The 13,683-nt window shown below is 71.8% G+C and carries 13 protein-coding genes; 5 read left to right on the forward strand and 8 right to left on the reverse strand.

Annotated features, from left to right (window positions below; genetic code table 11):
• Positions 1-15 precede the first annotated feature (15 nt).
• Positions 16-591, reverse strand: coding sequence for an ATP-binding protein (locus tag AMK13_RS26875; protein WP_241853036.1), 576 nt, complete (start codon positions 589-591; stop codon positions 16-18).
• Between the two features lie 418 nt (positions 592-1,009).
• Here AMK13_RS26875 and AMK13_RS26880 point away from each other — a divergent pair, with 418 nt between their 5' ends.
• Positions 1,010-1,876 carry a helix-turn-helix domain-containing protein gene (locus AMK13_RS26880; RefSeq protein WP_049650560.1) on the forward strand — a complete coding sequence of 289 codons (867 nt, stop codon included), beginning with the start codon at positions 1,010-1,012 and terminating at the stop codon, positions 1,874-1,876.
• 79 nt (positions 1,877-1,955) lie between these two features.
• Here AMK13_RS26880 and AMK13_RS26885 read toward each other — a convergent pair whose 3' ends face one another.
• Together AMK13_RS26885 and AMK13_RS26890 are read right to left on the reverse strand one after the other, a co-directional pair.
• Entirely contained in the window at positions 1,956-2,561 is a 606-nt protein-coding gene (locus AMK13_RS26885) for a TetR/AcrR family transcriptional regulator (RefSeq protein ID WP_049650559.1), read from the reverse strand.
• 228 nt (positions 2,562-2,789) lie between these two features.
• Positions 2,790-4,304 carry an MFS transporter gene (locus AMK13_RS26890; RefSeq protein ID WP_074004388.1) on the reverse strand — a complete coding sequence of 505 codons (1,515 nt, stop codon included), beginning with the start codon at positions 4,302-4,304 and terminating at the stop codon, positions 2,790-2,792.
• Between the two features lie 87 nt (positions 4,305-4,391).
• Here AMK13_RS26890 and AMK13_RS26895 point away from each other — a divergent pair, with 87 nt between their 5' ends.
• Complete coding sequence (locus AMK13_RS26895; RefSeq protein ID WP_049650557.1) at positions 4,392-4,826, forward strand: MarR family winged helix-turn-helix transcriptional regulator; 435 nt, start codon at positions 4,392-4,394, stop codon at positions 4,824-4,826.
• 58 nt (positions 4,827-4,884) lie between these two features.
• On the opposite strand, the gene AMK13_RS26900 is transcribed toward AMK13_RS26895, so the two are convergent.
• From AMK13_RS26900 to AMK13_RS26920, 5 genes are all read right to left on the reverse strand, one after another.
• The gene (locus AMK13_RS26900) at positions 4,885-5,832 is read right to left on the reverse strand and encodes a M56 family metallopeptidase (protein WP_074004389.1); all 948 of its coding nucleotides are present in this window, start codon (positions 5,830-5,832) and stop codon (positions 4,885-4,887) included.
• Positions 5,833-5,986: 154 nt separating this feature from the next.
• Positions 5,987-6,541, reverse strand: a complete 555-nt coding sequence (locus AMK13_RS26905; RefSeq protein ID WP_074004390.1) for a DUF5134 domain-containing protein — start codon at positions 6,539-6,541, stop codon at positions 5,987-5,989.
• Positions 6,542-6,865: 324 nt separating this feature from the next.
• A complete protein-coding gene (locus tag AMK13_RS26910) occupies positions 6,866-7,624 on the reverse strand; it encodes an amino acid ABC transporter ATP-binding protein (RefSeq protein ID WP_274538702.1) in 759 nt (252 codons plus the stop codon).
• Positions 7,621-8,520: an amino acid ABC transporter permease gene (locus AMK13_RS26915; RefSeq protein ID WP_074004391.1), complete on the reverse strand. Its 900-nt coding sequence runs from the start codon at positions 8,518-8,520 to the stop codon at positions 7,621-7,623. Before AMK13_RS26915 ends, AMK13_RS26910 begins: the two co-directional genes overlap by 4 nt.
• 53 nt (positions 8,521-8,573) lie before the next feature.
• Positions 8,574-9,461 (reverse strand): ABC transporter substrate-binding protein, encoded by an 888-nt coding sequence (locus AMK13_RS26920; protein ID WP_074004392.1) that lies wholly within the window; start codon positions 9,459-9,461, stop codon positions 8,574-8,576.
• Between the two features lie 536 nt (positions 9,462-9,997).
• On the opposite strand from AMK13_RS26920, the gene AMK13_RS26925 reads away from it, so the two are divergent.
• From AMK13_RS26925 to AMK13_RS26935, 3 genes are read left to right on the forward strand one after another with little or no spacing between them, the layout of a single operon-like run.
• The gene (locus AMK13_RS26925) at positions 9,998-11,398 is read left to right on the forward strand and encodes a DUF6421 family protein (protein WP_049650551.1); all 1,401 of its coding nucleotides are present in this window, start codon (positions 9,998-10,000) and stop codon (positions 11,396-11,398) included.
• Entirely contained in the window at positions 11,395-12,153 is a 759-nt protein-coding gene (locus AMK13_RS26930; RefSeq protein WP_079272480.1) for an SDR family NAD(P)-dependent oxidoreductase, read from the forward strand. Before AMK13_RS26925 ends, AMK13_RS26930 begins: the two co-directional genes overlap by 4 nt.
• On the forward strand, positions 12,150-13,226 hold the full coding sequence (locus AMK13_RS26935; protein WP_049650550.1) for a threonine aldolase family protein: 1,077 nt from the start codon (positions 12,150-12,152) through the stop codon (positions 13,224-13,226). The genes AMK13_RS26930 and AMK13_RS26935 overlap by 4 nt, the downstream gene beginning before the upstream one ends.
• Positions 13,227-13,683 lie beyond the last annotated feature (457 nt).

Below are 13,683 nucleotides of genomic sequence, written 5' to 3' on the forward strand. Positions count from 1 at the left end.
AGCGCGGGGCCCGTCCTAGGCCGAGCGCCGATGCCGTCCGCCGACGTCGACGGGACCGTCGAGCGGTGAGCGGCCGCCGAGCCCGGGGTGTCCGTCCAGCGGGGAACCGCCGACCGACTCGGCCTCGAACATCGCCCAGACCACCTTGCCGCTGCCCAGCGGGTGCCAGCCCCAGGAGCGGCTGAACGACTCCACCAGGTGCAGCCCGCGGCCCGATTCGGCGACGAAGTCGGCCTCCCGGGCGACCGGGCCGGTGCTGCTCGGATCGCTCACCGCGCAGACCACCTGGGGTGCGCGGTGCACCAGGCTTATTCGGATCGGCAGCCGGCCGTCCGCGGTCGGCTTCATGGGAAAGTCGTACTCGCCCAGGGCGCCGCCCGACGGGTCGGGCCGTGCGCCGATCGCATGCCGGAGCGCGTTGGTCACGAGTTCCGAGGCCACCAGCGCGACGTCGTCGAACAGTTCCGTCAGGCCCCAGAGCTGGAGCGTGCTCCGAGCGAAGTCCCGCGCGGTTCTGACGGCTTCGAAGCGAGGAGCGAGCGTACAGGTGACCACATGGGGGTCAACCGCCAAAGCCGTACCGGTGCTCATGAAGAGCTCCTCCCATAAGGGGGCGGACACGGCTGGACCCGCCGGGGTCATGCCGGTCACCTCCGACTCGCTCGGCCGCTCGGCCGCCCCCTCGACCAGGCGCGCGCGCACTCGAACGCCCGATGACGCGGGGGACGCCGTCGGGTCGGTGCACGGAGTCGCGCGTGGGGTCGACGCGGAGCCCGCGGGATTGCCAGGGATGTGCAGGTGCACGTGCACCATGGTGGTGTGCGCTCACTGCAGATGCAAGAGTCGATTCACGTGCAGTCGCACTATTGGCATATGCAAGCGCCGAATGCACGTGCATCCTGGTGCGTGGAGTGCAGAACTGATAGGAACATCCGTCAGTATCGGCACCGTGAGCGCTCAACTGATGGCAGACTGTGCGCTGTTTGCCCTAGGTGGAGGTTTCGACCGCATGACCACAGTTCAGCCGGGCGGCGGCTCGATGGTCCGCCGGATCCTCCTCGGCTCGCAGCTGCGCCGCCTGCGTGAGGCGCGCGGCATCACCCGCGAGGACGCGGGCTACGCGATCCGGGCCTCCGAGTCCAAGATCAGCCGCATGGAACTCGGCCGCGTCAGCTTCAAGGAGCGCGACGTCGCCGACCTGCTCAGCCTGTACGGCGTGGACGACGGCATCGAGCGGGAAGCCCTGCTCGGCCTCGTCCGCGAGGCCAACAAGTCCGGCTGGTGGCACAGCTTCAACGACGTGCTGCCGGGCTGGTTCCAGACCTACGTCGGCCTGGAGGAGGCCGCCCAGCTCATCCGCACCTACGAGGTGCAGTTCATCCCCGGACTGCTGCAGTCCGAGGAGTACGCACGGGCGGTTTTCGGCCAGAGTCGGCCGGTCATCAGCGAGGAGGAGGTCGAACGGCGGGTCAGCCTCCGGCTGCGCCGTCAGAAGTTGCTGACCGAGGGGGCCAGCCCGCGCCTGTGGGCGGTCATCGACGAGGCCGCGCTGCGCCGGCCGGTCGGCGGGCCCCAGGTGATGCGCGGTCAGGTGCAGTACCTGATCGACGTCGCCGAGCAGGCCAACGTGGTGATCCAGGTCATGCCGTTCCGGTTCGGCGCGCACGCGGGCGAGTCCGGGGCGTTCACGATCCTGCGCTTCCCGGAGCAGGACCTCGCGGACGTGGTCTACCTGGAGCAGCTCACCAGCGCGCTCTACCTGGACAAGCGCGACGACGTCGACGCCTACATCCAGGTCATGGAGCGGCTCTGCGTGGACAGTCTCACGCCGGAGCGCACGATAGACCTGCTCGCCTCGATCCTGAAGGAACGCTGAGCCGCTGCCGTCCGGGGCCTGTGAGATCCCTCCCTCGCGAGGCCCCCGGCAGTCGGTCCGCCAGGCCGCCCACCCGCCGTCAGTCGCGGGCCGGCGGCCTCTCGCGTTCCGGCGGGGACGGTTGCGGCGGGCGGCCCAGCTCCCAGGCCAGGTCGTAGCGGCGGAAGAGGTCGGCCCGGATCGGCGCCAGCGGGATCTCGGCGCCCGGCAGCAGCACCCCGATGCAGCCGCCCATCAGCGCACTGCGCAGGACGGCGTGCTCGGCGACCGGGTCGGGCGCGCCCCAGTCGAGCAGCAGGCCCTGGAGCAGGGCCCCGAGCTGCTGCTGTTCCGGGTCCTGGACGAAGGCGCCGGTATCCGGGTCGAGGATCAGTGCCAGGTGCGAGCGCATCACCCGGGGGTGGTCCAGCGCCAGCCCGAGCACGGTGTCGATCGCCCGGGCCAGCCGGGCGTTCGGCGAGGAACCGGGTGCCAGTTCCGCCAGGGCGCAGGCCAGCGACTGGTGCATCATCCGGTGCGTCGCGGACTGCATCAGCAGCCGTTTGCCATCGAAGTAGTACGAGAGCAGCCCGCGGGCGAGTCCGGCCCGCTCGGCGATGTCCGTCAGCGTGGTGCCCGCGTATCCGCGCTGGTCAACCAGCTCGACGGTGGCCCGCATGATGCGTCGGCGGGAGCGTTGCCGCATCTCCTCATTGACCGAATCCCCGCGAGGTGCCATCGTGTCTGCTCCGAACGTTCGTTGGCTGCGAGCCAATATACTTGCGGAGCCGACAGCCGCACCGAGGAACCGTGCCCCGAGGGGCGCTGCCCGGGCGGCCGCCACGAAGACGGCCGGCTCCACCAACACGGGGGTTTGGTGGAGCCGGCGCCACGGCCCGACGGCCCGGAGATCGGCCGCGGGCGGGGCCCGGGGTCAGCGCTCGGTCAGGACTTCGGCGCGGGCCGCGGTCGACCCGGCTGATGAGTAATCATAATCCGGCACCGGCGCGGGAGTTGAGGCGCGGCGCCGGTCCACCAGGGCGCCCGCCGCCGCGACCACCAGGCCGACCAGGGCGACCATCGTGACGAACAGCAGCGCCGGCCGGTAGCCGTCCAGCTGGGCCTGCGGGCTGTCGCCGCCCGCGCTGCCGGCCGTGATCATCGCGGTCGCTCCGGCCAGGACCACCGCGGTGCCGACCTGGATCGCGGTGTTCACCAGGCCCGAGGCCAGGCCCTGCTCCTCGTCGCCCACGCCGTCGGTGGCGGCGATGTTCACCGAGGGGAAGGCGAAGGCGAAGCCCACGCCGAGCAGCAGCATCGAGGGCAGCACCAGGCCGGGGTACGAGCTGTGCTCGTCCAGCCGCAGGAACAGCGCGAAGGCGGCGACCAGCGAGAGCAGGCCGATCGGCAGCAGCCGCCCGGTGCCGAAGCGGTCCACGATCGGGCCCATGAAGGGTGCCGAGAGCGCGATGAGGGCCGCGGCGGGGAGCAGGCCGAGGGCCATTTCCAGGGCCGACCAGCCGAGCAGGTGCTGGAGGTAGAGGGTGACCACGAACTGGAAACCGCCGTAGGCGCCGGTCATCGCGAAGGCGACCACGTTGGCCCGGGCGACCGAACCGTTGCGGAAGATGCCGAGCCGGACCAGCGGGTGCGCGGCGCGGCTCTCCACCCGCAGGAAGGCGGCGGCCAGCAGGGCGACGACGAGCATCGAGCCGAGCGTGCGCGCGCTCAGCCAGCCGGCGCCCTGGGCCTCGGTGACGGTGAAGACCAGCAGCAGAACGGTCGCGGTGCCGGTGATCGCGCCCAGCGCGTCGTAGCCGCCCTTGGCGCGCTCCTCGACCGGGCGGGGGAGCAGCCGGACGGCGAAGACCAGTGCGAGCAGCGCGACCGGGACGGGCATCAGGAAGGTCCAGCGCCAGCCGACCGAGGTGAGCAGGCCGCTGAGCACCAGGCCGAGCGAGAAGCCGCTGGCACCGCAGGTGGTGTAGATCGACAGGGCGCGGTTGCGGGCCGGGCCCTCCGCGAAGGTCGTGGTGATGATCGACAGGCCGGCCGGGGCGGTGAAGGCGGCGCTGACGCCCTTGAGGAAGCGGGCCGCGATCAGCAGGCCGCCGTCGTCGACCAGGCCGCCGACCAGTGAGGCGGCGGCGAAGACGCCCAGGGCGACCAGGAACACCCGGCGGCGGCCGAGCAGGTCGGCGGCGCGTCCGCCGAGCAGCAGCAGACCGCCGTAACCGAGCACGTAGCCGGAGACCACCCACTGCAGGGTGGAGGTGGACAGGTGCAGGTCGGAGCCGATGGACGGGAGGGCGACGCCCACCATGGAGACGTCCAGGGCGTCCAGGAACATGGCGGCGCAGAGCACGATCAGCGTGCCCCAGAGGCGGGGAGTCCAGTGCGGCCCGCTGGTTGACGGGGCATCGGGTGATGGGAGGGTCGCGGTGGTCATGGGGAGGACAGTACATGCACATGCATTCAATGCAAGTGAATTAGATGTGAACGCAATAATTGTCGATGCACGTGCTAGGGTGGCGGCGTGGCTGAACTCGACTCCCCGGCGGAGACCGGTCTCGTCGCGCAGTGGCGCGAGCTGCTGGCCCGGCACGCTGCCGCTGCCTGCATGCTCGACCGCGAGCTGGGCGACCGGTACGGGCTGGGCATGAGCGAGTTCGAGGTGCTGGAGCGCCTCGTCGAGGAGTGCGGGGGCGGCGGCGGGCCCGCGGTGCGGGTGAGCGAACTGGCCCACACCGTCCACCTGAGCCAGAGCGCGCTCTCCCGGCTGATCGCCCGCCTGGAGAAGGCCGGACTGGTCACCCGGGCGATGTGCGAGAGCGACCGGCGGGGCGTCGTGCTCACCCTCACCGAGGCCGGGCGGGAACGGTACGAGCAGGCCAGGCCGCTCCACCGCCAGGTGCTGGAGCTGACCCTCGGCGGTGGACTCGGGCCGGCCTGCGGATCGTCCACCGACTGACGGATCGGCTTTCCGGCTGACGGAACGTCAAGAACCTTTGGCTGACGCCGGGTTGGCCTCAGAGCAGCGAGTGCAGCCCCGGTGCGGCGGCCAGCAGGACGACCACGGCGGGCGCGGCGAGCGCCCCGACGGTGAGCCGCAGCCGGTGCGGGACGGAGAGCCGCGGACGGCCCGCGAGCAGTCGGTCGACCCGCTTCGGGGACTGCGCCAGGCCGGGCGGACAGGAGCCGAACACCCCGCGGTCCAGGTTGAGTTCGGCCAGCGCGAGGGCGGTGGTGTGCCGGCCGTGCCGACGGGCGGCCCGGTCGTCGGCGGCCAGTTCGACCAGCTCCGCCACCTGGTCCCGGAAGGCGCTGAACACGCCGACCCCGGGGAAGCCGGAGGCGAGCGCCTGGGCGAACTGCTGGAGCCAGTGGTGCCGGGCCCGGACGTGGCCGCGCTCATGGCTCAGCACGGCCGCCAGCTCCCGGTCGGTCAGCTGCCGGAGGGCGCCGGTGGTGACCACCAGCCGGGAGTCCGGTCCGGGCAGCGACCATGCCTCCGGGCGGACGTTCTCCAGAACCACCAGCCGCTCCCGGCGGCTCCGGTCGCTCTCGATGCTGTCCGGCAACTCGGGTGCGCGGGTGGACAGTTGGGCGTGCCGGCGATTGCGCAGCGCCTTGGCCGTGCGGACCTCGCGGGTGAGCGCCAACACCGTCTGCACCCCGCCCGCGGCCAGTGCCGCGGCGCACAGCCGGCCCCAGCCCTCGGCCTCCTGGAGGCCGTACGCCGCCTCCACGCCGTGCGGCGCGCCGCGGAACAGCAGCGCGCGCAGCTCCGGCAGGGCGGCGGAGGCCGCCAGGAGGAGGCCCAGCGCACAGCAGAGCAGGACGGCCACCACCAGGCACTGCCACACCAGCAGTGCCAGCACCGGTTCGCGCTCCGCCCAGCGGGCCCGGGCCAGCGGCCGGGGCGCGACGGTCGAGAGCAGCAGGCCGAGCAGCAGCAGGCCGATCAGGGCAGGCATCGATGGGCTCCCCGAGTACGCACGGAACGCGACAACGCGCTCCCTGCCAACCTATGCGCTGGCGACGTCCGGTGGAACGGCTTTCGTCCGGCCAGTGACCAACGCCACGCCCGGACGGGGCCCTTGGGGCGCCGGAGGTCGTGGCGTGCGGCCGTCACATGGTCAGGAGCATGGCGAACATGCCGATCCCCATGGTGAGTCGGCAGGCCTGTGGCAGACCGGTGGTGCCGACCGCGAGGGCGCCCGCCGGGGTGCGCAGCAGCCGGCTGCCGGTCCAGAGGGTGTATCCGCCGAAGTAGAGGAGGAGCGCCCCGGTCAGCGCCGGAAGGCCCAGGGCGGCGGCCTGGTGGTGCCCGTGGCCGGAGGTGCCCGTCATCGCGAGGGCCATGTACGTCATGGCGAGCGCGCCGACCGCGTGGTGCAGGCGGTGCGCCCGCCCGGCCGGGGCGTGGACGGCGGCGAGCAGGAAGGCGGCGGCGGGGAGGCCGAAGAGCCCGGCCCAGACGGCGGCCGGGACGGTGGCGCCGGTGACGGCCATCGCGGCCATGCCGAGCCCCATCAGGGCCTCGGCGGCGTCGGACTCGCGGGCGAGCGGCCGGTGTGCGCCGCCCGGGGCGCAGGGGGAGTGGCGCAGCCGGGTCAGGCAGGAGGTGCCCGCGCCGGCGGCGAGGAGGGCGAGGAGCCAGTTGACCAGGGCGGGTCCGTGCAACGGAGGCCTCCCGGGGCGGTGGGCGACGGGGCGGCGGGCGGCGAACAGATGACAACGGACAGCGGTCAGCGAACAGATGATGAAATCTGTCGGCTGTCAGTTGTCACCCGTCGGCTGTCGCCCGTGCGCCGCCCCCGTGCGCGGCGACGGACGTCCGGTCCACGATCACCGCACCCGGCCGGGCGTGGCCAGGGCGCGTACGGGGGCGCACAGTGGTGCCCGTCCTCGCGAAAGCCCTGGCCGCACGCCTGCCGCACGCCCACCGCACGCCTCGTGGCAAGCCCCGGCCGCAGAACGCGGTACCCGCCGGCCGGGCGTGCCCGCTCAGCCCTGGAGTCGCCCCGAGGCGACCACCCGGCTGAGGAACTGCCGGGTCCGCTCCTCCCGCGGGTCGCCGAACACCTGCTCCGGCGGCCCCTGTTCGAGCACCACCCCGCCGTCCAGGAAGCAGACCCGGTCGGCGACCTCGCGGGCGAAGCCCATCTCGTGGGTGGAGAGGACCATCGTCATCCCCTGCTCCTTGAGGTCCCGCACCACCGACAGCACCTCGCCGACCAGCACCGGGTCGAGCGCCGCGGTGATCTCGTCCAGGAGCAGCAGCCGCGGCCCGGTGGCCAGCGCGCGCACGATGGCGACCCGCTGCTGCTGCCCGCCGGACAGCCGGTCCGGGTACTCCTTCGCCTTGGCCGCCAGCCCGAGCCGGTCGAGCAGTTCCAGCGCCCGCGCCTCCGCCTCGGCCCGGGCGACCCGGTGCACCCGGCGCGGCGCGAGCGTGATGTTCTCCAGCACCGTCAGATGCGGGAACAGGTTGTACGACTGGAACACCACGCCGATCCGGCGCCGTACGGCGTCCTCGTCCGCGCGCGGATCGGTGATCTCCTCACCGTCCAGGAAGATCGCCCCGTCGTCGATCCCCTCCAGCAGGTTGACGCAGCGCATCAGCGTGGACTTGCCGGAGCCGGACGCCCCGATCAGCGCCGTCACCGAGTGCTCGGCCACGGCGAGGTCCACGTCGCGCAGCACCACCTGCTCGCCGAAGGTCTTGCGCACCGACTCCAGCCGGAGCACCTCGCTCGACGTCACACCGCACCTCCCTGCAGCTGGCGGCGGTTCATCCGGGTGGTCAGCCAGTCGGCGAACCGGGTCAACGGAATGGTCAGCACGATGAACACCAGCCCCGCCACCAGGTACGGCGTGAAGTTGAAGGACCGGGCCGCGATGATCTTCGCCGCGTACACCGCGTCGATCGCCCCGCCGATCGAGACCAGCCCGGTGTCCTTCTGGAGGCTCACCAGGTTGTTGAGCAGCGGCGGCACCACCCGGCGGACGGCCTGCGGCAGCACCACGTACCGCATCGCCTGCGCGTTGGTCAGCCCCAGCGACCGGGCCGCGGCGCGCTGGCTCGGGTGCACCGACTCGATGCCGGAGCGGAACACCTCGGAGACGTACGCGGAGTACGTCAGCACCAGCGCGGCCCCGCCCAGCAGCAGCGGATCGGTGGTCACCCCGGTCAGCCGCAGCGCCGGCACCCCGGTGATCATCACCAGCAGGCAGATGATCATCGGCAGCCCGAGGAAGAAGTCCACGTACGCGGTGGCCAGCAGCCGCACCGGCAGGAAGACCGGCCCGCGCAGCGTCCGCAGCACCGCCAGCAGCAGCCCGAACACCAGGATCAGCGCCCCGCAGCCGAGCATCAGCTCCAGGTTCAGCCGCAGCCCCTTCAGCACCTCGGGCAGTGCCTGGCGGGCGTAGTCGAGGTTGAAGAAGGTCCGCCGGGTCACCTCCCAGCCGGGGGAGTTGACGACCAGCAGGTAGAGCACGACGGCCGTCGCCAGGGTCGACGCGGTGGCGATCAGCGCCGAGCGGCGGGCCCGGGAGCGCCGGTAGGCCTCGTGCGCCAGCCGCCGCTCGGACGGGCGGTAGCCGTCCTCCGCGGCCGGCGCCCCGGTCCGCACCGCCGGGGCCTTGGCGAGGTCCACTGAGCCCTCCCGGCCCGACGACTCCCCGCTCGGCCGGGGGCCCAGGTCAGCACTCACTTCAGCACCGGTGCCGAGACGGCGTCGGAGAGCCACTGCTTCTCCAGCTTCGCCAGCGTGCCGTCGGCGCGCAGCGCGTCCACCGCCTGCGAGACGCAGCCGGTCAGCTTGGAGCCCTTGTCCAGCACCAGGCCGAACTGCTCGGCCCGCGAGGACACCTCGAACTGGCCGACCACCTGGGCCTCCGGCACCTCGGCGCCGGTGATGTAGAAGGCGGTCGGCAGGTCCACCACCAGCGCTTCGATCTGGCCGTTCTTCAGCGCCGCCTTGGCCAGGTCGTTGGAGTCGAAGACGGCCGGCCGGGTGCTCGGCTTGATGGTGTCGGTGATGGTGTCCAGGCTCGTGGTGCCGACCTGCGCGCCGAGCTTGGCGCCCTTGAGGTCGGCGATGCTCCTGGCCCCCGCCGCCTTGGAGTTCTTCAGTGCGATGACGGTCTGGCGCACGTCGTAGTAACCGGAGGAGAAGTCCACCGCCTGCTTGCGCTCGTCGCTGACGGACACCTGGTTGATGTCGAAGTCGAAGTCCTTGGCACCCGGCGAGGTCGCCTTGTTGAACGGCGCCACCACCCAGCTGACCTTCTCCTTCGGGTAGCCGAGCTTCTCGGCGACCGCGTAGGCCACGGCGGACTCGAAGCCCTTGCCGTTCTCCGGCTTGTCCTCGGTGAACCAGGGGTCGTACGCGGGCTTGTCGGTGCCGACGGTCAGCGTCCCGGCGGTACGCGTGGCCAGCGCCCCCGGTGCGCAGCCCGCCGCCGTCCCGGCCGCGCCCGAGGCGCCCGGGGCGGCGTCGGACTTCGAGTCCTGCGGCGCGCAGGCGGTCAGCACGGCCGCGGCGGCGACCAGCGCGGCGATGGGCAGTACGGCGGACGGCTTGCGGAGGGTCATGACGGGGCTCCAGGGAAAGGACCGGCGGGACGGAAGGAAGGTGAGGGGCACGGGAGGGCGCGACGGGCGGCCCGCATCCCGGCGGGTCACTTCCCCCCGGTGGCGGCGCCGGAACACACGCGGCATGGTCGGCGTACGGGCCCGCGTCCGCGGCGCCCCCCGAGCCGGACCGGCGGCAGCCGGGTCGGCGGCAGGCCGGTCAACAACAGCGGCGACAGCGGCAGCAGAGGCCGCGCGCGCGACAGCGACAGCGACGGCAGACGTGCCGACGGGAGGGCGCCCGGAACGGGCTGTCGTGGCGTACGGCCACCGTGATCACCGCCGGGAGCATGCGGGGAGGTTCGCATCAGAACGGCGCATCTGTCCAGAACATCCAGATCACTGTCCACATGCCGGACAACCCGCCTCTCGCCGAAGGTTTCCGCGCCGGAGCGGTGGTGCGCCGGAACTTTGCCCGTCCGGCCCCCCTTGAACGGGAGAACCTTTCGTACTTATGGTGTTCCCGTTGAAATAACTCCTGTCGAAGTGAGTCCACGATGCAGAATCTTTCGCCAAGGCTCGCTGTGGCGGCCGACGCCCCGGTCTCGACCCTCGCCGGCCACCCGGCCTGGCTGCGCCTGAAGGAGGCCGTCGAGACGCTGCGCCCGCTCCAGTCGAAGGACGGCTCGATCGACCTGGCCGCCGTCCAGCGGCACACGGTCGACCCGCTGGTCGCGACCGTCCGCGCCGCCGTCCAGGAGCTCGCTCCGAACTTCCCGCACGACGCCGCCTACCTGGCCGCCGTCGACGCGGACCTCGCCAAGTGGGCCGACACCGGCTACCGCGAGCCCGACTTCCTGGACTCGCTCCTCGCCTTCCAGCCCGCCGCCCAGCGCGAGGACGGGCTGGAGCACCTGGTCGTCTTCCCGATGTACACCCAGAACGGCAACCCGGACCGCAACCTGGAAGCCGTCCTGCTGAGCGTCGTGTGGCCCGACTGGCTGGCCGAGCTGGAGCGCACCCGCTTCGACAACCCGATGTTCGTGCCGATCACCTTCACGGACTTCACCGCCGGCTACGACACCAACTCCGCCGTGCTCTTCCCCGAGACGGTCTCCGTGCGCAAGGCGCCGGAACGTTTCACCTGGGGCGGCATCTTCTGCGACCGCGAGGCCGCGCGCTTCCGCGCCGTCACCACCAGCGCCGTCCAGCAGCTCGGCCTGGAGATCCCGGCCGACGCCGAGGGCCTGCTCCAGGACCAGCAGCGCGCGCAGGAGACCTTCGTCCTGTGGGACCTGGTCCACGACCGCACCCACAGCCACGGCGACCTGCCGTTCGACCCCTTCATGATCAAGCAGCGCAGCCCGTTCTGGATGTACGGCCTGGAGGAGCTCCGCTGCGACCTCACCACCTTCAAGGAGGCGGTGCAGCTGGAGACCGAGGGCAACCCGCACGCCCGCGACGTCCAGTACGCGGTCCTCTTCGACCGCCTGTTCCGCTTCCCGGTCTCCGGCGACCGGGTGCGCAACTACGACGGCCTCGGCGGCCAGCTGCTCTTCGCCTACCTGCACAAGCACGACGCGCTGCGCTGGCGCGACAACCGCCTCAGCATCGACTGGGAGCGCGCCCAGCAGGTCACCAACGCGCTCTGCGCCGAGATCGAGACCCTCTACCGCGACGGCATCGACCGGCCGAAGCCGGCCCACTGGATCGCCGCGTACGAGCTGGTCTCCCGCTACCTCACCCCGCACCCGGCCTCCACCTGGGCGAAGGGCTCCGAGGCCCTGCCGCTCGACATCACCGACGGCAAGGCCCTCAACAAGGCCCTCTGCGACGCCGTGCTCCCGGACGAGTTCCCGCTGAGCATGTTCTACGAGGCCCTCAACAAGAAGCTGAGCGGCGTCATCGCCGCCACCGCCGGCATCACCGGCGCCGGGATCCAGGGAGCCGCCGCGTGACCACCTCCACCAACGCCCCGCTGGCCGGCAAGGTCATCGCCGTCGCCGGAGCCAGCGGCCCGGCCGGCCGCGCCGTGCTGCGCCGCCTCACCGCCGACGGCGCCACCGTGATCGGCGCCGACATCGACGCCCAGCGCCTGGAGTCCGCGCTGGACGCCACCCGGGTGGCCGTCCGCGGGGCCAAGGTCAGCGGCCAGGTGATCGACCTGCTCGACCCCCAGGAGGTCCACGACTGGGCCGACCACCTGGAGTCCGAGCACGGCCACGTCGACGGCCTGTTCCACCTGGTCGGCGGCTGGCGCGGCGGCAAGACCTTCTTCGACACCCGGCTGGACGACTGGGACTTCCTGCACGACACCGTCGTGCGCACCCTCCAGCACACCTCGCTGGCCTTCCAGCCCGCGCTGGTCCGCAGCACCGCCGGCCGCTACGCGATGATCTCCGCCGCGGCCGCGCACAAGCCCACCGCCGGCGGCGCCGCCTACGCGGCCGCCAAGGCCGCCACCGAGGCGTGGACCCTCGCCATGGCCGACTCCTTCAAGAAGGAGACCACCGCCCCCGACGGCGAGCCCACCGCGGCGGCTGCGATCCTGGTCATCAAGGCGCTGGTCAGTCCCGAAATGCGGGCCGAGAAGCCGGAGGCGAAGTTCGCCGGCTTCACCGACACCGCCGACCTCGCCGGACACCTGGCGGGCCTCTGGGACCGCCCCGCAGCAGAACTGAACGGACAGCACCTGTGGCTGACAGCCCGATGACCGACCTCACCCGTACGGACGCGGTACGGCGGCACGACCCCGCCGTCCGCGGCTTCGCCAGCGACAACTACGCCGGCGTGCACCCGGAGGTCCTCGCCGCGATAGCCCTCGCCAACGGCGGCCACCAGATCGCCTACGGCGAGGACGACTACACGGCCCACCTCCAGGACGTCTTCCGTCGCCACTTCGGCGACAAGGCCGAGGCCTACCCCGTCTTCAACGGCACCGGCGCCAACGTGGTCGCCCTCCAGGCCCTGCTCCCGCGCTGGGGCGCGGTGGTCTGCGCCGAGTCCGCCCACATCCACGTGGACGAGGGCGGCGCCCCGGAGAAGATGGGCGGCATCAAGCTGCTCACCGTCCCCACCCCGGACGGCAAGCTCACCCCCGAGCTGCTCGACCAGCAGGCCTGGGGCTTCGGCGACGAGCACCGCGCGCAGCCGCTCGCGGTCTCCATCACCCAGAGCACCGAGCTCGGCACCCTCTACACCGCCGACGAGATCCGCGCGATCACCGAGCACGCCCACCAGCTGGGCATGCTCGTCCACGTGGACGGCTCCCGCCTGGCCAACGCCGCCGCCTCGCTCGGCCAGCCGCTGCGCGCCTTCACCACCGACGTGGGCGTCGACGTGCTCTCCTTCGGCGGGACGAAGAACGGCCTGCTGTTCGGCGAGGTCGTGGTGGTGCTCAACCCGGAGCGGGTTCGCAACATCACGTACCTGCGCAAGACCTCGATGCAGCTCGCCTCGAAGATGCGCTTCGTCTCGGTCCAGTTCGAGGCCCTGCTCTCCGGCGACCTCTACCTGCGCAACGCCGGCCACGCCAACGCGATGGCCAGCCGCCTGGAGGCCGCGGTCCGGAAGATCGACGGCGTCGAGGTGGTCCGCCCGGCCCAGGCGAACGCGGTGTTCGCGATCCTCCCGCGCGAGGTGAGCGAGCGGCTCCAGAAGCGCTACCGCTTCTACTTCTGGAACGAGCACACCGGCGAGGTCCGCTGGATGTGCGCCTTCGACACCACGGAGGCCGACATCGACGCCTTCGCGGCGGCCATCGCCGAGGAGATGGGCCGCGCCTGACGGTGCTCGAACGACGGATCGTCCCGTCCCGCGACAGCGGGGCGGGACGATTTGCATGTGGCGGGCCGGTGCCCGTACAGTTCCGGAGTCGCCGCGGGAGACCGGGGCGGCAAAGCGGAAAGCGAATCCGATGAATGAAACTCCGGAAAACGGAGCGGAAAACGTCTGATAAGCTGGAAACACGAAAGAACGAAGCCCGGAGGGTCCGCTGGAAGGCGGTCCGAAGGAAGCGTCCGTTCCTTGAGAACTCAACAGCGTGCCAAAAGTCAACGCCAGATATGTTGACATCCCCGGCCTCGGTCATTGCGACTGGGGTTGGAGATTCCTTTTGAAACAAACACTAGCGAGGACGCAGTGCGCGGGGCCGCCCTATTCCGGTGGTTGCCGTGCCGCTCAACGCGGGTGTGGACCGGCCCTGCTTGATTGTCGGGGCCGAGTAAACATTCACGGAGAGTTT

It is taken from the genome of Streptomyces sp. CB02056, from assembly GCF_001905545.1.
GTDB lineage: Bacteria > Actinomycetota > Actinomycetes > Streptomycetales > Streptomycetaceae > Kitasatospora.